Consider the following 18,304-nt stretch of genomic DNA (forward strand, 5'->3'; position numbering starts at 1 on the left):
CAGGAGCCGAACCGCTTGCAGCCATCCGGTTCAAGGGTATAGTGGTTCCGACCTTATGAAGCATTTGTTGAATCTTTTGGCAGCCATTGCGCTGCTCGTGTGGGGCACCCATCTCGTTCGTACCGGCATCCTGCGGGTGTTCGGTGCCAATCTGCGCCACGTGCTGGCGGTCAGCATCAGCAACCGGCTGGCTGCGGCCGTCTCGGGCATTGGAGTGACGGCCCTGGTGCAGTCCAGCACCGCCACCTCCCTTATCGTTTCGTCATTTGTCGGGCAGGGCCTGGTCACCCTGCCACTGGCGCTGGCCGTCATGCTGGGGGCAGATATCGGCACCAGCCTGATGGCCGTGGTGTTCTCTTTTGACCTGTCCTGGCTGTCGCCGCTCTTTATCTTTGTCGGCGTCGTGCTGTTCATCTCGCGGCAGGACACCAATGTCGGCCGCTTCGGCCGGGTGCTGATCGGCCTGGGCCTGATGTTGCTGGCCTTGCGGCTGGTCACGGCCTCCACTGAAGTCCTGACACAGGCACCGGCCGTGAAAGCCCTGCTGGGTTCCCTCAGCAGCGACCTGCTGCTCGAAATCACCGCAGGTGCCTTCCTGGCCGTGGTGTCGTATTCCAGCCTGGCGATTGTGCTGCTCACGGCCACGCTGGCCGCCTCGGCCGTTATTCCCATCGACGTGGCGCTGGGCCTGGTGTTGGGCGCCAACCTCGGCAGCGGGCTGCTGGCGGTGCTGACCACACTGCGCTCGGCCGTTGAGGTGCGGCAGGTTCCGCTGGGCAACCTGTTCTTCAAGCTGTTGGGTATCATCGTCGCGGCGCCCTTCATCGGCCTGTGGCTGCGCCACGTGCGCCCCTACCTTGGCGAAGCCGCCACCGTGGTGGTGCTGTTCCATCTCACCTTCAACATGGTGGTGGGTGCCATATTCATTGGCTGGACGCAGGTGATCGCGCGCTGGGTGGAAAAGCTGCTGCCCAAGCCCGACAAAAACAAGGCCGGCGGCCGCCCCCATCATCTCGACCCTTCCGCACTGGCCACGCCGTCGCTGGCCATCTCCTGCGCGGCCCGTGAAGCGCTGCACCAGGCCGACGTGGTGGAAACCATGCTGCTGGGCGTGCTGGCGGTCATCCAGAAGAACGACCTCAAGCTGGCCGAAGACCTGCGCAAGATGGACGATGCCGTCGACGAGCTGTATTCGTCGATCAAGTACTACCTCACCAAGATTTCACGCGAAGCACTGGCCGAGGAAGAAAGCCGCCGCTGGACAGACATCATCAGCTTTACCATCAACATGGAGCAGATCGGCGACATCATCGAGCGCGTACTGATCGATATCGAAGACAAAAAGATCAAACCAGGCCGCAACTTCTCGGACGCCGGCATGGCTGAAATCGTCGAACTGCACGAGCGCCTGGTGGCCAACTTGCGCCTGGGCATGAGCGTGTTCCTCAATGGAACGGTGCGCGACGCGCAAAAGCTGCTGGAAGAAAAAGCCCGTTTCCGCGACCTGGAACGTGCCTATGCCACGACCCACCTGGGTCGGCTATCAGCCAATACGGTGCAGAGCCTGGAAACCAGCTCGCTGCACATTGACCTCATCAGCGAACTCAAGCGCATCAACTCGCACATCTGCTCGATCGCCTACCCGATCCTGGATTCGGCCGGCGCACTGGCCCCCAATCGCTTGCGCCAGCCGGCACTGACCGACCAGGCCTAAGTAAGGCCCATGGCGTCTGAAAGAATCAGCGTCGCTTCGGCCGTGAATTCGCCGCGCTGCATGGCCTCGAGCAAGTCCCCGGCCTCCATCAAGCGAAACTGCTCGACCTCGCCGTCCTGGTTGTCGGGCACCATGCCCTCGGGTACGGTGCAGACATACCAGTCGATGTCCTCCACCACATAACCCGCGCCGTTGCCGTCGGTGGCCGGCCGCCGCGCCGCCAGGCGCCCGCCGTAGCGCATAGCCTGCAGCGCGGCCGTGTGCAGGCCGGCCTCTTCCCAGGTCTCGCGCACGAGCGCGGTTTCCACCGTATCGGCCGCCGACACCATGCCGCCCATCAGCGTGTCCCACAGGCCCGGATCATTCGATTTGTTGAAAGCACGCTGCTGCACCCAGAAGCGCCCGTCAGGTGACTGCCCCACCAGGTGCACCGCCAGCGTGGTGATGCCCAGCGGCCGCACAGCCGCGCGCTCCACCGTGCCCTTGCGGTGGCCGAACTGGTCGGGCACCGCGAGCTGTTCGTTGCGCCACGCGCCAGCCAGGCCGGCCTCATGAAGCGCGATCGCGATTTTGTTCAGGCTGGTGGTCACATCGCCCATCAAGCGCCAGCCCAGGCCACCTGGGTGTTCTTCCTTGAGCAGGGGATGGTGGCCGTCTGTCATGGCGTGGAGGGCCCGCTTGTGGAAGAAGCCGGGCTCCACCGAGCCGATCACCGATTCACCGGCCCACAGCGGCACACGTGGGCGCAGCGGTGGCTGGATCGCTCCAGCGCGCAGGGCTTGCAGCCATCGGGCATCAAAAGCAGGCGGCATCATCATGCGTCCTTGGGGCCAGGCAGGCCGTGGATATGCAAAAGACCGGAGGGCAGCAGGCCAGCCGGGATTCTGCTGAGCAGTTTACTTCGCCCGTATCCATCGCCGCTGCAAGCCTTCCGGTAAAACACGACGCATCACCTTCCGGAAGTTTATTTGCTATTAATTTAATAGCTGCTTGCGCACGTTCCTATTGGGCAGAACGGCAAAAACCCTTAAATCCCGACCTGCTGGGTCAAGCCTTGACGAACAAACCGTCCAGGCGCTTGTCCCACCTGGCTCCCGGCAACACATCAGCCAGCTGCGCGTCGCCAAACGAAAAGGTTCCCCGCAGCACCTGCGCCAGCACCGCGCGGTAATCATGGTGGGCCGGCAAGTCACGGCCTTCGTTGAGTTGGGCCAGGCCCGTCCACTGGCCATGCCATCGCCCACCTGCGACGCGGTTGCCCATGAGCCACATGGCATTGCCAAAGCCGTGGTCGGTGCCGCGTGTGCCGTTTTCGGCGCTGGTGCGGCCGAATTCGCTCATCACTACGACCACGTCGCCGGGTTCGGAGAAATCCTGGCGCAGCTGCGCGATGCCGCGCGCCAGGTTGCCTAGGTTGTTGGCCAGCTGGCCGGTGGCGGCGCCCTGGTTGGCATGCGTGTCCCAACCGCCGGCCGACAAAAAACCAAGGCGTAATTTTCGGTCGTTGCGCATCAGCGTGCCCAGGTGCTGCGCATCGAGTTGCAGGCCCACAGGGTCGGCCGCGCCGTTGCTGGCCGCCTGCATTTGCGCATTCAGGGCCTGCGGATTGCCGGGCGTGCCGTCGCGGTCCAGGCGCTTGTCTGCCATGCGTTTACTGTCTTCCGCCATTTTTTCGGCCCTGGCGTTTTTCTGTTCCGTGAGCTCCTGCGCGCTCTGCATGCGGCTACCCGCACCCTGGCGGAAGGCTTCGCTGATCTTGTCGTCACCGGCATACAGGTCCATCAGCGCCTGGCGGGTTCGGTCGTTGGCCAGCACGCCGGTGCGCTCGGCCGACTGGCCGCGAGGGATCAACCTGACGGCAGCCTGCCCGCCCAGAATGGCGGGGTTGGCCTCGCCCACGCCGAGAGCGGTGGCGCCCGGTGCAGCGGCTTTGCCCAGGCCCGCCGTGGTGTTGAGCCACCCGGGTGCGCTGCTGGTCTTGCCGCCCTGCGCGATCTCCATCTGGTACTGCGCATCGAAATGCGAACGGTTGGGCGCAGGCAGGCCGGCCGCAGGCACAAAACCCAGAACGCCTTGCTGCCACAGCGGCAGCAGTGGAGCCAGCGCGGGATGCAGGGCAAAAGTCCTGTCGAGCTTCAAGGCGGTTTGCGTCGTGCCGTCGGGCGCCGCAATCGCGATGTTGGGGCGCAAAGCGTAGTAGTCCTTGTCTGCGTAGGGCACAAAGGCCGACAGACCGTCATACGCGCCGCGCAGGAAGACGACGACGAGGCGCCCGCCGTCCAGGCTTGATCGGCTTGCGGGCAAGGCTTGCGCCCACACGCCGGGCGCTGCCAGCGACAAGGCGGACAACGCGCCCAGGCCCACCAGCTGGCGGCGTTGCAGCAGATTCGCCGATGAAGAAAAATTGGGGTTCATAGGAGTCCTTGTTGCGGCATATTCCATGTCCAGATCAAGCGTGAACGCGAAGGCCCGCTGCAGACAGTGCTACAGCACGGCAAGGCGGGCCGACAAAGTGCACGTTTGATTTGGACATGGAATTATTTGCGCATGAAGTCAGGGCTGGCCAGCATCAGGCCGGTGCGCATCTGCGCGGGTTCCTGCGCAATGCGCTCGCGCGTCGCAATGCTGAAAAAGGCGTTGAGGTAAGACGGCTCAGCTGTGCGCTGGGCCAGGCCCATGGCGTAATCGGCGCGGCGCGTCAAAGCCTCGGGCGCAAGCCAGGTACCGGCATCGGTTTTGTAGCCGTCGGGCGTTTGCCAGCCATGCATGGGCTGGCCGGCCTGCGCCAGGAAGCCCAGGGTTTGCACGATATCGCGGCGCTCCTTGACGCCCCCGGCCGCAGTGAGCGCCGAACAGGCAAAGTCCAGCGGGGTTTTAAACAACTGGTTGTCTTGCGCCCAGAACTCCGGTGACTCGATCAGGGCGCGCATCACTGCGCGGATGTCGCCCTGGGTAGCCGTGAAGGCAGTCGCCAACCGGTTAACCAGCGCGGGCGAGGGTTTGTCGGCCACAAAAAAACTGGCCAGCCGGATGGACACACGCCGTGCCGTTTCAGGCCGCCGTGCCAGGTAGCGAATGGCTTCCTCGCCTTCCGCAACGCCTTCGCTGCCGAAGGTGCGGCCCAGCAGTACCTTGCCTTCCTTGTCGTGCAGGCGCTCGGCAAAGCGAAAGCCTTCGCCGTCCTTGAGGTTCACCGTCCAGCCGGTGAGGATACGGGCCAGTTCGTGCACGTCTTTTTGCGTGTAGCCGCTGTTCACGCCCAGGGTGTGCAACTCCATCAGCTCGCGCGCGTAGTTTTCATTGAGGCCGCGGCTGTTGCTCTGCGCCTGGTCCAGGTAGAACAGCATGGCCGGATGCCTGGCGCTGGCCAGCAGCAGGTCTTCAAAACGGCCCAGGGCGTTGGCGCGAATCACATTGATCTCGTAGTGGCCGACAAAGGGGCGCACCGGGCCCTTGCCGACGAACACGTTGAGGTGGTTGAACCAGAACTCGGTCATCCGGGCCAGCAGCGGATTTTCCAGCGCCGGATCGCTGCAGGACATCAGCCGCCAGGCGGCCGCGCCCTGGGCCATCTCGCGGCTGAATTTTTCCCCGCCTGTATCGGCCGCGGCGGCCATACCGGGCTTGGGCGTTTCGCGCGCGGCCCGGCGCATCTCCCGCTCGGCCTGGAAGCTGCGCGCAATGTCACTGAGCGGTGCGTTGATGCCGGCAAGTTCGGCGGGAAGGTTGGGAGGACGCAGGCTTGCGGCATAGGCCACATCCAGCTGCTGCAACGCCCAGGCGCGGGGTGAGGCCGCGGCGGCCTGCGTCGAGGCCGGCGTGGGCGCATACCCCAGGCGCGAAGCGGCGCGCCATGTGGCGGCAAGCTTGGCCGGCGGCGGCACGGCATCGGCCTGGGCCTGCGCTGCCGGAGCGGCGAGGCAAGCCAGGAAGGCCGCGAGCATGCCGGCCTGGGTGATCGCTGTGGGCATGGTGTTCTCCTGGGGTCTGTTAACAGGCCCTCGCCCCTTGTAACGCATCCACCGCGCCTTGCGTTGAATGCCGCCCGTGGCTTTACACAGGTTTACCGCCCCAGGGCCGGTGATTACAGCGTCAGGATGGTGCAGCCCGTGGTCTTGCGGGCTTCAAGCGCACGATGCGCCTCGGCCACGTCGGCCAGGGCAAAGCGCTGGTCTATGGGGATATGGACTTTGCCGCTGGTGACCATGGCAAACAATTCATCCGCCATTTCCTGTGTGGTCTCACGCGTCGCAATGTGGGTAAAGAGCGTCGGCCGTGAAACGTAGAGCGAGCCCTTGGCAGCCAGCATGCCGATGTCCAGCGGTGGCGTCTTGCCCGAGGCATTGCCAAAGTTGGCCAGCAGACCAAAGGGGCGCAGGCAGTCGAGTGACTTGAGGAAGGTGTCCTTGCCGACCGAGTCGTACACCGCCTTCACGCCCTTGCCACCGGTGATCTCCTTGACGCGGGCCACGAAGTCTTCCTTGGCGTAATTGATGGCAAAGGCCGCGCCCCGCGACAACGCCAGCGCGCATTTCTCGTCAGAGCCGGCCGTGCCGATGAGTTGCAGGCCCAGAGCTTTGGCCCACTGGCAAGCAATCAGGCCCACGCCGCCGGCGGCCGCGTGAAACAGCACGTAGTCACCGGACTGCAGGCCGCCCTGCGGTTGTGTGCGGCGCAGCAGGTACTGCGTGGTCAGCCCCTTGAGCATCATGGCCGCGCCGGTTTCAAACGAGATCGCGTCGGGAAGCTTGCATACGCACTTGGCCGGCATCACACGCACTTCACAGTAGCTACCGGGCGGCTGGCTGGCGTAAGCCGCGCGGTCACCCGCTTTCAGGTGAGCCACGCCCTCACCAACAGCCTCGACGATGCCGGAAGCCTCCATGCCCAGCTGAAGCGGCATGGCAAACGGGTAGACACCGCTGCGCTGGTAAACATCGATGTAGTTCAAGCCAACGGCCTTGTGACGGATGCGTATTTCGCCCGGGCCGGGGTCGCCTACCGTCACATCTACCAGTGTGAGTTCTTCAGGTCCGCCGTGCTGGTTGATGCGTACGGCTTTGGAGGTGATGGAGGCCATGGATTTCCTTGCAAAGGTTGCAGATGGAGAAAGAAAAAGGGTGGCCGACATGGTGCCATGAATCGAAATGGGCCGCAGGCGCCGAGGGTTGAACCCCGTGCGGTGAGAGGAAAACGGTCGTGCTTGATAAAGTCCCCGTCATGACCCAACGCCTCACGCCCGCCACCGCCACGCTGCTGGTGGTCCCTCCCTTGCTCTGGGCCGGCAACGCCGTCGTCGGCCGCCTCGTCACTGGCCTGGTGCCGCCCATGACGCTCAACTTCCTGCGCTGGGCCCTGGCCTTCGTGATCCTGTTGCCACTGGCCTGGCGCCTGCTCAAACCGCGCAGCAGCCTGTGGTCTCACTGGAAACGTTTCGCGGTTCTTGGCCTGCTGGGCGTGGGTTGCTATAACGCCTTGCAGTATCTGGCACTCAAAACCTCCACCCCGCTCAACGTGACGTTGGTGGCGTCCAGCGTGCCGATCTGGATGCTGGTGGTGGGGGCGCTGTTTTTTGGCCAGGCTGTGTCGAAGCGCCAAGTCGCCGGCGCCGTGCTGTCGATTGCTGGCGTGCTGGTGGTGCTCTCGCGGGGCCAGTGGGAGCTCTTAATGCAGGTGCAACTGGTGCCCGGCGACCTCTACGTGCTGCTGGCCACACTGGCCTGGGCGTTTTACAGCTGGCTGCTGTCTCAACCCAAAGAGCCGGCGGAAATCCGCCGCGACTGGGCGGCCTTCCTGCTCGCGCAAATCGTGTTCGGACTGGCCTGGTCGGGTGCGTTTGCCGCCGGCGAATGGGCGTTGACCAACGCGCACGTCCAATGGGGCTGGCCGCTGGCCGCAGCCCTGCTGTACGTGGCCGTGGGACCCGCGGTGATTGCCTATCGTTGCTGGGGCATGGGCGTACAGCGTGTCGGACCGGCGATTGCGGGCTTCTTTTCCAACCTCACACCGCTGTTCGCTGCGTTGCTGTCGGCGGCCTTCCTCGGTGAGTTGCCGCACCTCTACCACGCGCTGGCTTTTGTACTGATCGTGGGCGGCATCGTGGTGTCGTCGCGGCGCTGACCCGAACGGTGAATCTCGACGCAGTGGTTTGATTTTCACAACACATTACGGAAAACCGTCGCGTAAAACTTGCCAAGCCCACGCGGGCTCTTCAGAATCCGTTCCTTGCTTTGAGCCACTGCGCAACGAATAACCTTGCGTAGTAAACACCTTGAAGCCCTCAAGACCATGACTTTGTTCACTCACACCTGACGCACCCTCCACTGCCCCCGGCTGGATGTGGTGCCAACCATACCCAGCCCTGCGGGCAGTCGGTGCCGTGCCTTCACGTGTGAAGCGCGCTCCGCAAACCCCAGGCTGATTTTTCGCCGGGGTTTTGCTTTTTCGGAGCGTGCACATGAGTGCCAAAACTTTTTCCCGTGACTTTGCCGCAGGCAAGGTCAAGCATTTGCGGCGCATGAAGCAGCCGCTGGCTTTGACCTTGCCGCCACCCACACCGCGCAATCCCGTGGTGCGGGCCCTCGTCCAGCGTGCCATCACGTCGGGTGCGGGCAAACATATTCGCAGCGCCGGCGCTCACCGCCGGGCTGAAACCGTGGCTTTGCAAAAAGCCCTCAAAAATTTGACTGACTGACATGAAGAACGATATGACAACCGAGACGGCGGCCGCAGCCCGCGTGCCGCCCGAACTCATGCGCGAACGCAGTGCCCAGCTGGCCCTGGTCGCCACCGAGCTGAAGACCGAGCTGTTCGGTATTGACGACATCATCGACCGGGTGATCGAGTCCGTGCGCGCCTGGTATGTACTGCCCCACATCATTCGCCGCCCGGTGATCGTGTGCCTGTGGGGCCTGACCGGCACCGGCAAGACCCAGCTCACGCGCCGCCTGGCGCAAAAGCTGGGTTTCTACGACCGCTTTGTCGAAGTACAGATGGACGGCTTCAGCAACGGCAGCAGCTGGCGCAGCGCCGACTCCATCAGCGGCATGCTGGCGGAGTCCGCCGTTGCCGAGAGCGAGCCTGGCATTCTGGTGCTGGATGAATTCCAGCGCTTTCGCACCATCAACGAAAAGGGCGATGAGGTCGCCGTCAAACGCTACCAGGACGTGTGGCAGCTGCTGTCCGACGGGCGCCTGCCGCCGTCGCTGTCTTTTCTGCAGGAGCTGGAATCCTCTCTGGCTTTCTCGCTGTATGACCACGAACGCGAGGAACAGGCTGATGAAAAGCCTGCCAAGGACGGCGTCCAGGCCAAAAAGCTGAAGTTCGCCCTCTCGCCCTACCAGGCTCAGGAATTCAAGCAAAGCCTCAAGCTCAAGGAACCACTACAGGAGGTGATGACCTGGACACCCCAGCAACTGCAGGAGCGCATGCTGGCGTTCAGGGCATCGACCGACTCGTGGGAAACGGATTACAGCCGCTTGCTCATCATCGTTTCGGGCAACCTCGACGAGATGTATGAGGGAACCGCCAAACGCGTGGAAGACTGCGACACCGATGCCGACATCTTTCATGCACTGACGAAAAAACTGTCGGTCATTGACGTCAAGAAGGCCCTGGGAGAGCGCTTCAAGCCCGAGCAGATCGCCCGGCTGGGGAACAACCACGTGATCTACCCCTCGCTGAGCCAGGCCACGTATGAGCGGCTGATCCGCAGCACCTGTGCCAGGTACGTTGGTGAAATGCAGGCGAGTGCAGGGCTGTCTTTTGATCTGAATGAATCGGTGTACCAGGGAATTTATGCCAATGCGGTCTTCCCGGCCCAGGGCACACGCCCGCTGTTCTCGTCGATTCACGCCATCCTGAGTGCGCCGCTGGTGAATGCCGTGCTGTGGGCGTTTGAGCATGATGTGCCGGCGGACACCACGCTGCACGTCAGGCTGGACGCCGCCACGCAATCCCTGCACGTCAGTCATGGCGAGTGCGGGGGCGGGAGCATCGCCTACCCCGTGCCACTGGACCTCAACCAGCTCAAGCAGCGCGCCAGCCCCGACTTTCGGGCCTTGCTGGCCGTGCACGAAGCAGGCCACGGCCTGGCCTACGGCCGCCTGTTCGGCCATGCGCCGCAGGAAGTCAAGATCAACGTGGCGTCTTTCGAGGGCGGCTACAACAGCTATGTGCGCATGAAGGCCGAATCACGTCAAAGCTGCCTGGACCGCCTCTGCGTGGGCCTGGCCGGCCGCGCCGCCGAGGCGCTGGTGTTCGGCGACGATGCCTGCACCACGGGCAGCGAGAGCGACTTCAAGAACGCCACCGCCCTGGCCGCGCGCTTTGTGCGCCACTTCGGTTTCGGCAACCGGCTGAGCCACACCGACGTGACCCACGACATGGACGACAACCTCAACACCGATGTTGAGCCGACCAACGCCGAGATCGAGGCCCTGCTCGCGCAGGCGTACGCGCGCGCACAGGAGATTCTCAAAACCGATTCGGCCTTGCTACTGAGCATCGTGGACGAACTGCTGGAAAACGGCCAGGTGAGCAAAGAGAAAATGGCCAGCCTCCTGGGCGTGGCCATCGCGAAGGAAGAACAGATGCTTGCGCCGTATGCGGAGCAGCTTCAGGTGTTCGGCCTGCAGCACGCGCTGATGCGGCGTGTCGGCGGCATGGCACCATCGCTGGAGCCCTCGCTGGAATGATCCGCGTGGGCAAAAAAAAGCACGGAGAGCAGCCCAGCTGCTTTCCGCGCCCAATTTCCACCAACGGAAATCTTTGCAGGCCCCGGTTCAGTTCATCAAGCCTTGCCCGGATGCTCCTTGACGCGGCTGACCAGCTGCGTGGGGTTGACGAAACGCAGCGCAATCAGCAGCCACAGCACCGTGATCGCCATGTAGATCATCGCCATCGCGTCGACCGACTGCCCTGCACGGACGCCGGCTGCAAACACCGCGTAGTACAGCGCCACCACCAGCGTCTGGGTGTCAGGCCCGGCCACCAGAAAGGTCAGCTCGAACATCGCCACCGTGCGCACCAGCACCAGCAGGCCCGCCGCCAGCACCCCGGGCGCCAGCAGCGGCACCAGGGTGTAGAGGAACATCTGCCGCGTGTTGGCACCAAAGACGCGCGCCGCCGATTCGATATTGGTGTCTATCTGCTCGACAAAAGGCGTCATCACCAGGATCACAAAAGGCAGAGCCGGAATCATGTTGGCGATGATCACGCCCGGCAAGGTGCCGGCCAGGTGCAGTTGGTACATCACGGTGGCCAGCGGAATGCCGTAGGTAATCGGCGGCACCATCAGCGGCAGCAGAAACAGCAGCGTGAGCAACTTTTTGCCGCGAAAGTCCTTGCGTGCCAGTGTGTAGGCGGCGGGCACACCGATCAGCAGCGACAAAAAGACCACCGAGAACACCACCACCACCGTGACCACCAGCACATGGCCCAGCTGGAATTCCTTCCACGCCGATACATACCAACTGAGGGTGTAGGCCTCGGGCAGCCAGGTGCCCAGCCAGCGCGTGGCCACCGAATTGGTGGCCACCGCGACGATCAGCAGGCCGACGTTGACCAGAAAGAAGGCGATGACACCCCAGATCAACGCACGCCAGGCACGATCGCGCAGCGGGCTGGAGTTGCGTGCCGCGGCGCTCATCCCTTGCCTCCGGTAACAGGACCGCGGTAGAACAGACGGCGCAGGCCCAGCGCCGCAGCGACGATCGCAAGTTGAGCCAGGCCCATGATCATGGCGACAGCTGAGGCCAGCGAATAGTCGTACTGCTCAAAGGCAGCTTCGTAGGCAGCAATCGCGATTACCCGCGTGGTACCAGCCGGCGAGCCCAGCAGTACCGCCGAAGGAAAGACCGAGAAGGCCTGCACAAAACTCAGACAGAAGGCCATGACCAGCCCGGGCGTCAGCAGCGGCAGATAAATGTAGCGAAAGCGATTCCAGCCGTCTGCGCCCAGCGTCGCTGCCGCACGCGGCAGCGCCGGATCAATACCGGTGATGTAAGAGAGGATCAGCAGATAGGCAAACGGGAAACCGGTGATGACCAGCGAAATCAGCACGCCCCAATAGTTGTGCGTGAGCCGGATCGAACCTTCGTAAAGATGGAGCCAGCGCAGTGTCTGCGCCAGCCAGCCCTGCGGGCCGAAGTAGGTCAGCATGCCTTCGGCGATCAATACTGTGCCCAGCGTCAGCGGCACCACCAGCAAGGTAGACAACAGGCGCTGGTAAGGGCTTTTGGTCCGCGTGGCATAGGCGATCGCCAGTGCGAACCCGACATTGATCAACGTGGCCGGCAGCGCCAGCTGCAGGGTGTTGCCTATGGTCTTCCACAGGTCGCGCGTCTGGAAGAAATGAATGTAGTTCTGCAGCACTCCGCCCTGCGCCGGCTGAAAGGACAGCAGCAGGCCGTAGGCGAAGGGGTAGACAAAAAACATGATCATCACCGCGGCCGCCGGCGCGACCAGCATCACGGCCGGGTCCAGCGGCGGGCGTGAACGGTTAACCGGCGAGGGCGTGGCAAACGTGGCCATCAGGACTCCTCCGCATAAACCAGAACCCGTTCCGGCGCCGCAACCAGCATCACGGTGTCGCCCGGCGAGACCACGCGCGCGGAACGCACGTAGAGCAAATCGTCGAATGCCGTCCTGACCTGGAGAAGCCATTCACGGCCGCCGTACTCCGCGGTTTCCACTGTGCCCGGGAATGCATGCGCACCCTCGCCGATCGCGATCTCGTCGGGTCGCACGGCCACCATCACACCGGCGCCGTCAGTCAATGCCTGCATGGCCGTTCCCGACAGGCGCACACCGCCCGCACCTTCGACCGTGACATGGTCGCCGTCCGCGCGCAGCACGCGGGCCGGCAGCACATTGCGGTAGCCCATGAAACGCGCCACATCCAGCGTGGCCGGCCGCGCGAACACCTCTTGCGGCGTGCCGACCTGCTGCACCACACCCAGCTTCATCACCACCACACGGTCAGCCATGGCGAGCGCCTCGTCCTGGTCGTGCGTCACATACACCGTGGAGCAGCCTTGGGCGCGATGGATGCGGCGTATTTCAGAGCGCATTTCAATGCGCAGCTTGGCGTCCAGGTTGGACAGCGGCTCATCCATCAGGATCAGTGGTGGTTCGATGACGATGGCACGCGCGATGGCCACGCGCTGCTGCTGCCCGCCCGAGAGCTGCCCGGGCAGCTTGTCCGCGTGTCCCAGCAGTTGCACGGTGTCCAGCGCCCCCGCCACGCGCCTGTCGATTTCTGCCGCCGGCATGCCGCGCATCTTCAGGCCGAAGCCCACATTGCGGCTGACCGAAAGATGCGGGAACAGCGCATAGTTCTGGAACACCATGCCGAAGCCGCGTTTCTCGGGCGGCAGCGTATCGATGCGTTGCTGGTCCAGCCAGATACTTCCGTCCGACAGCGGCAACAGCCCCGCCATGCAGTTGAGCGCGGTGGACTTGCCGCAGCCCGAGGGGCCCAGCAGCGCGATGAACTCGCCACGCTCTATGGTCAGCGAGAGTTTCTCGAGCGCGTGGGCGCCGCCGAAGCTGCGGCTCACGCCGTCCAGGCGCAACTGCCTGAACTCGTTTTTTCCCGCGGGCCGTCCCGCGGTGTTGGGCATCACCATGTCAAAAACCTTCTTCACGCCCGCAGCGCGGGTTTGCTTGTTATTTAGAGTTGCTCACAAAACCCAGCGAAGCGGTCCTGGCAAGGCGACGCAACAACGCCAGGAGGGTTTTGTGTGCGGCTCTTACTTGCCTTTGCCGGAACCGATTTCCTGGTCCCACTTCTTGAACGCGGCGACCATGGCCTTGTCATCCAGCGGCTGGGTGTGCGGCTGCTTGGCGATCCAGTCGGCGTACTCGGGGCGGCCGTATTCCTTGATGATGTCCTGGCTCTTTTGCGGCGCTGCGGTCAACGGGACGTTTTTCACGGCGGGGCCGGGGTAGAAGTAGCCGGAGTCATAGGTCAGCGCCTGCTGCTCGGGTTTGAGCAGGTAGGCCATCAGTTCCATCACCGCCGCCTGACGGGCGGCGGGCAAGCCCTTGGGCATCGCCATGTAGTGCGCGTCATTGACCCAGGTGAAGCCGCCCAGCGCCGCCACCTTGAATTGCTTGGGCACCACGCCCAGCGCGCGCGGATTGATATCCCAGCCGGTCACCGTGACAGTCATGTCGCGCGAGCCTTCTCCGAGTTCCTTCATCACGGCGCCGGTGCCTGTGGGGTAGTACTCGATGCAGCTGTTGAGCTCTTTCAGGTAAGCCCAGGTCTTGTCCCAGCCGGCCAGGGGTTCCTTGGGATCCTTGTCGCCGAGCAGGTAGGGCAAGCCCATCAGGAAGGTGCGGCCCGGGCCCGAGTTGGCGGGGCGAGCGTAAATCAGCTTGTTGGGGTTGGCCTTGCACCAGGCCAGCAACTCAGCCGGTGTTTTAGGCGGTGCCTTGACCTTGTCGGGGTTGTACTCGAGCAGCGGGCCTGCAGGCATATAGGTCACCATGACGGCCTGGCCGTTGGCCAGGTCCTGCATCTTGCGGGCGCTGGGCAGGTAGTTGTCCATCAGGTTCGGGAACTTGGCCGCGTGCGCAGGCAGCATGGGCTCCCACAGGTTGAGCGCCATGCCGGCAGCCAGCGCGTCGGTGCCGGTCAGTACCAGGTCGATGTCGGTGCGGCCGGCCGCCTGCATGGCCCTGATTTTCCCGGGAAGCTCGGGTGCGGGCGCCTTGGTAAAGGTAATGCGCGACACCAGGTTCGGATTTTTCGCTGCAAAGCTCTCCAGTGCCTCCTGCGTCAACGCCAGATTGCCCGCCACATCGACGACATTGAGCGTCACGGGCTCCGCATAGGCCGTTCCGGCCGTGAATAGCGGAACGCCCGCTATCGTTGCCAGGACACCGGCGGCCCGCAGGCCCCCTCCCAGGCGGGACATCAAATGCTTGAACTTCGTCATGGTCTTGTCTCCTTCGTTGTTGCTGTGGACTCAAAATTCGAGGCTCGTTGCGGCCTCTTAAAAACGCGGGCTGATGCCGGAAAACCCCGGCTGGTACTTGCGCATCTGCGCGAGGTCGTTGCGGTTTCGGATGCCGCAATCCAGGTATTGCCGGTGCAATTCGGCCAATCTGGCCGGATCGAGTTCCACGCCCAGGCCGGGCGCCGTCGGCACCTTGACGGCGCCTTGGTCGAATTGGATCCGCCCGCCCTTGATGACCTCTTCCTCCTGCCACGGGTAATGCGTGTCGCAGGCATAGGTGAGGTTGGGGATCGCGGCGGCGGCGTGCGTCATGGCCATCAGGCTGATGCCGAGGTGCGAGTTCGAATGCATGGACATGCCCATCCCGAAAACACTGCACATGCGCGCCAGTGAGGCCGTGGCGCGCAGGCCACCCCAGTAGTGATGGTCTGACAGCAGGATACTGACCGCATGCGTGGAGGCATTGCGCTTGAATTCCTCCATCGTGGTGACGCACATGTTGGTCGCCAGCGGCATGCGGCAGTGCCGGGCCAGCTCGGCCATGGCTTCCTGGCCGGGTGCCGGGTCTTCGTAGTATTCCAGCAAGTCGTCGAGTTCTTTTGCGGCGGCAATGCTGGTCTCCAGCGACCAGTTGGCGTTCGGGTCCAGCCGCAAGGGCACACCGGGGAAGGCCTTGGACAGCGCCTTCATGGCGGCGATTTCTTCAGCCGGTGGGAACACGCCGCCCTTGAGCTTGATGCTCTTGAAGCCATAGAGGCTCACCATCCGCTGCGCCTGCTTCACAACCTGCTCAGGCGTAACGGCTTCGCCCCAGGCGTCGGGCGCATAAGGTTTGTCAGCGTGCTCTGCGTATTTGTAGAACAGATAGGCGCTGTAAGGCACCTCTGCGCGCACGGCACCGCCCAGCAAGTCGCACACGGGCATGCCCAGGATCTGCCCTTGCAGGTCGAGCATGGCGACTTCCATCGCACTGATGACCTTGTCGGCATTTTTGGCAGTATGCGAGCCCGGTGCAAGCTCGAACTGCACGCTGCCGTCGGTAGCGTGTCCGGGCTTGATGGCTGCGCGTACGCGCTCTTCCATGACGTTCAGCTCAAACGGAGACAAGCCGAGGACCAGGGCACGGGCCTGCTCCAGCACTTTCACCATGGGCTCGTCGCCGTAGGTTTCAGAGATGCCAACGCGCCCGTCCGAAGTTTCCAATTCGACAATGCTGCGCAGCGCCCAGGGCTCGTGGATACCGCTGGCGTTGAGCAGCGGCGCATCGCGAAACGCAATGGGCGTGATCCGGACTGCGCTGATTTTGATACTTTTCATCCGCCCAACCATCATTCAGCCTTGATGCCGGCGACCTTGATGACCCGCGTCCAGCGGTCCAGCTCCCGTGCCACGAACTGCGTGTATTCCGTACTGCCCTGGGCCGGCAGCACAAAACCGTTGGCCTCCATCCGCGCGCGGATGGCGGGGGACTGCATCGCGTTGACAGCGGCAGCTTCTATTTTGTCCACAATGGGCTTGGGCGTGCCTTTGGGGAGCGACAGGCCGGACCACGACAAGGCGGAGAAACCGGGGTAACCCGATTCGTGAATGGTGGGCACGTCCGGGTACAGCGGATTGCGCGCCAGACTGGTCACAGCCAGGGCCCGGAGCTTGCCCGCCTTGATATGCGGCAACGCCACGTCCTGGTTGATGAACATCAAGGGGATCTGTCCGCCGAGAATATCCGTCAGCATGGGGCCGCCGCCCCGGTAGGGAATGCCCACCATGAACAGGGGCTTGCAGTTTTCTTTTTTGGCGCCCGAGCAGGTGCCGACGGTTTGCTTGAGCAGCTCCATCGCCATGTGACCGGAAGCCGCAGGCACATAGCCATAGCTCAGTTTTCCGGGATTGGCTTTGCCGTAAGCGACCAACTCCTGGAAGGTATTAAAGGGCGCAGAAGGATGGACCACCAGCACGTTCGGTCCTGAATGGACCTGCGTGACGTGGATGAAATCCTTGACGGAGTCGTAGCCGAGCTTGGGGTTGAGTCCGTGCGCCACCGCATTCTGGCCAACACCTGTTTGTATCAGCGTATAGCCATCGGGCACCGCTCTGGCGCCCTTCTCTGTGCCAATGACCCCGCCCGCACCGCCAAGGTTCTCTACAACCACGGGCTGCTTCAGGGCTTTGGTCAGCTCATCCGCGATCATGCGTCCCATCACATCGCTGGTGCCGCCCGCCGGGAACGGAACAATGAGCTTGATCGCCCTCGACGGATAGTCGGTCTGGGCCTGAACTGGAAGGGTCAGCAGACCCATGGCCGTAGCCACGCACACAAAAGCGGCCCTCGCAGCCCTGGCGCCAACAGCGGTTTTGAGAAACCCGCGCCGCGCGCGCACAGTGTTCTGACTCATGTTTGTCTCCTTTTTATTTGCCGGCGGCAAGGTCGGTGCCCTGCATCGCATTAGCAAAACAAGGGGCTGGGGCCGCCTGACAACAGGAAATTAATTGACTATTGCCTCAACCAATTTGTTAGCGCTAACAAATGAATATTAGAATAAAGGCCCGCCTTGCGTCAAGTCAGGCGCTGGCTCTTTTTACTATGAGAAACCCTAGGTCTCGCACCCGCGCGCCGACGTCGCGATTTTCAGCGACGTCGAGGATGAATCGGGCTGCCTGACGACCTATGGATGTGCCGTCGATACGCACCGTGCTCAGGGAGGGATGGGTAAAAGCAGCAAACGGGAGATCACCAAAACCCATGACCGCCACATCACCCGGAATAGACAGGCCCAATGCCTGGGCCTCGGTGATGACGCCGTGGGCAATGACGTCGGAACCACAAAAAACCACATCAATATCAGGATGACGCGCGCGCAGGTCGGCGAAACCGGCCCTGCCGTTGGCCAGCGATGAAGGCGCAGGCACGGTACAGACCGGGATGCCGTGCACGCCCAGCTCGGCCAGCCGCGCCTCAAATCCGGCGCGGCGGCGCAAGGCGCGCTGGTCTTCCGCGATGACCACGCCGGGCCGGCGAAAGCCCTGGTCGTACAGGTAGTCCGCTACCGCCGCGCCGACTTTCTCGTGGGAGAAACCCACAATCATGTCGATGGGCGTGGGCGTGATGTCCCAGGTCTCGACGATGGGAATACCCGAGGCCAGCAGGCGGCGTCGCCCTTCCGGCGAATGCATGATGCCGGTCAGCACGATGCCGTCGGGCCGGCGGCCCACGATGGCATCAATGAGTGCGTCTTCACGCGCGCCGCCGTAGCCGCTTTGCCCCAGCATCAGCTGGCAGCCGGCCTCGGCCAGCGCGTCGGTCAGCGCCTGTATGGTTTCCAGAAATACCGGGCCGGCGATGGTGGGCACCAGGGCCGCCACCAGGCGGCTGCGATTGGACGCCAGGCCGCCGGCGATGAGGTTAGGTACATAGCCGCTGCGCGAAATCGCGCTGCGCACACGCTCCAGGGTTTCGGGCGACACGGCCGCCGGTGTGTTGAGCGCACGCGACACCGTGATGGCCGAAACACCGGCCAGACTGGCCACGTCGCTCAGGGTGATGCCGCCGGTTCCGGGGCGCGGGGCGCGCTTGGTTTTTCGCAGAGTCTCTGTGGGTGACTTCATGCCCGAATGTTAACGCTAA

Annotated in this window: 15 protein-coding genes; 4 read left to right on the top strand and 11 right to left on the bottom strand. The window is 63.4% G+C overall.

Annotation, left to right across the window (positions count from 1 at the left end):
* Positions 1-55: 55 nt before the first annotated feature.
* Complete coding sequence (locus AC1DYQ_RS05275) at positions 56-1,714, top strand: Na/Pi cotransporter family protein (protein ID WP_457279510.1); 1,659 nt, start codon at positions 56-58, stop codon at positions 1,712-1,714.
* On the opposite strand, the gene AC1DYQ_RS05280 is transcribed toward AC1DYQ_RS05275, so the two are convergent.
* From AC1DYQ_RS05280 to AC1DYQ_RS05295, 4 genes are all read right to left on the bottom strand, one after another.
* A complete protein-coding gene (locus AC1DYQ_RS05280) occupies positions 1,711-2,532 on the bottom strand; it encodes an NUDIX hydrolase (RefSeq protein ID WP_477685900.1) in 822 nt (273 codons plus the stop codon). The two genes, AC1DYQ_RS05275 and AC1DYQ_RS05280, sit on opposite strands and share 4 nt — an antisense overlap.
* A gap of 229 nt (positions 2,533-2,761) precedes the next feature.
* Positions 2,762-4,129 carry a DUF1501 domain-containing protein gene (locus tag AC1DYQ_RS05285; RefSeq protein WP_477685901.1) on the bottom strand — a complete coding sequence of 456 codons (1,368 nt, stop codon included), beginning with the start codon at positions 4,127-4,129 and terminating at the stop codon, positions 2,762-2,764.
* A gap of 122 nt (positions 4,130-4,251) precedes the next feature.
* Entirely contained in the window at positions 4,252-5,685 is a 1,434-nt protein-coding gene (locus AC1DYQ_RS05290) for a DUF1800 domain-containing protein (RefSeq protein WP_477685902.1), read from the bottom strand.
* Positions 5,686-5,798: 113 nt separating this feature from the next.
* Complete coding sequence (locus AC1DYQ_RS05295) at positions 5,799-6,794, bottom strand: quinone oxidoreductase family protein (protein WP_477685903.1); 996 nt, start codon at positions 6,792-6,794, stop codon at positions 5,799-5,801.
* Positions 6,795-6,934: 140 nt separating this feature from the next.
* Here AC1DYQ_RS05295 and AC1DYQ_RS05300 point away from each other — a divergent pair, with 140 nt between their 5' ends.
* From AC1DYQ_RS05300 to AC1DYQ_RS05310, 3 genes are all read left to right on the top strand, one after another.
* Entirely contained in the window at positions 6,935-7,834 is a 900-nt protein-coding gene (locus AC1DYQ_RS05300; protein ID WP_477686271.1) for a DMT family transporter, read from the top strand.
* A gap of 337 nt (positions 7,835-8,171) precedes the next feature.
* Positions 8,172-8,408 carry a hypothetical protein gene (locus AC1DYQ_RS05305; protein ID WP_477669692.1) on the top strand — a complete coding sequence of 79 codons (237 nt, stop codon included), beginning with the start codon at positions 8,172-8,174 and terminating at the stop codon, positions 8,406-8,408.
* Positions 8,409-8,421: 13 nt separating this feature from the next.
* Positions 8,422-10,410: an AAA family ATPase gene (locus tag AC1DYQ_RS05310; RefSeq protein WP_477685904.1), complete on the top strand. Its 1,989-nt coding sequence runs from the start codon at positions 8,422-8,424 to the stop codon at positions 10,408-10,410.
* A 95-nt stretch (positions 10,411-10,505) separates the two neighbouring features.
* Here AC1DYQ_RS05310 and AC1DYQ_RS05315 read toward each other — a convergent pair whose 3' ends face one another.
* The 7 genes from AC1DYQ_RS05315 to AC1DYQ_RS05345 form a co-directional block, all read right to left on the bottom strand.
* Positions 10,506-11,363 carry an ABC transporter permease gene (locus AC1DYQ_RS05315; protein ID WP_477685905.1) on the bottom strand — a complete coding sequence of 286 codons (858 nt, stop codon included), beginning with the start codon at positions 11,361-11,363 and terminating at the stop codon, positions 10,506-10,508.
* On the bottom strand, positions 11,360-12,247 hold the full coding sequence (locus AC1DYQ_RS05320; RefSeq protein WP_477685906.1) for an ABC transporter permease: 888 nt from the start codon (positions 12,245-12,247) through the stop codon (positions 11,360-11,362). The genes AC1DYQ_RS05315 and AC1DYQ_RS05320 overlap by 4 nt, the downstream gene beginning before the upstream one ends.
* Complete coding sequence (locus tag AC1DYQ_RS05325) at positions 12,247-13,344, bottom strand: ABC transporter ATP-binding protein (RefSeq protein ID WP_477686272.1); 1,098 nt, start codon at positions 13,342-13,344, stop codon at positions 12,247-12,249. Before AC1DYQ_RS05325 ends, AC1DYQ_RS05320 begins: the two co-directional genes overlap by 1 nt.
* Positions 13,345-13,467: 123 nt before the next feature.
* The gene (locus tag AC1DYQ_RS05330) at positions 13,468-14,661 is read right to left on the bottom strand and encodes an ABC transporter substrate-binding protein (RefSeq protein WP_477685907.1); all 1,194 of its coding nucleotides are present in this window, start codon (positions 14,659-14,661) and stop codon (positions 13,468-13,470) included.
* Positions 14,662-14,718: 57 nt separating this feature from the next.
* On the bottom strand, positions 14,719-15,999 hold the full coding sequence (locus AC1DYQ_RS05335; protein WP_477685908.1) for a glucarate dehydratase family protein: 1,281 nt from the start codon (positions 15,997-15,999) through the stop codon (positions 14,719-14,721).
* Between the two features lie 11 nt (positions 16,000-16,010).
* A complete protein-coding gene (locus AC1DYQ_RS05340) occupies positions 16,011-17,075 on the bottom strand; it encodes a Bug family tripartite tricarboxylate transporter substrate binding protein (RefSeq protein ID WP_477685909.1) in 1,065 nt (354 codons plus the stop codon).
* Positions 17,076-17,241: 166 nt separating this feature from the next.
* Positions 17,242-18,285: a LacI family DNA-binding transcriptional regulator gene (locus AC1DYQ_RS05345; RefSeq protein WP_477685910.1), complete on the bottom strand. Its 1,044-nt coding sequence runs from the start codon at positions 18,283-18,285 to the stop codon at positions 17,242-17,244.
* Positions 18,286-18,304: the final 19 nt, after the last annotated feature.

The organism is Polaromonas sp. P1_F4 (assembly GCF_056405675.1).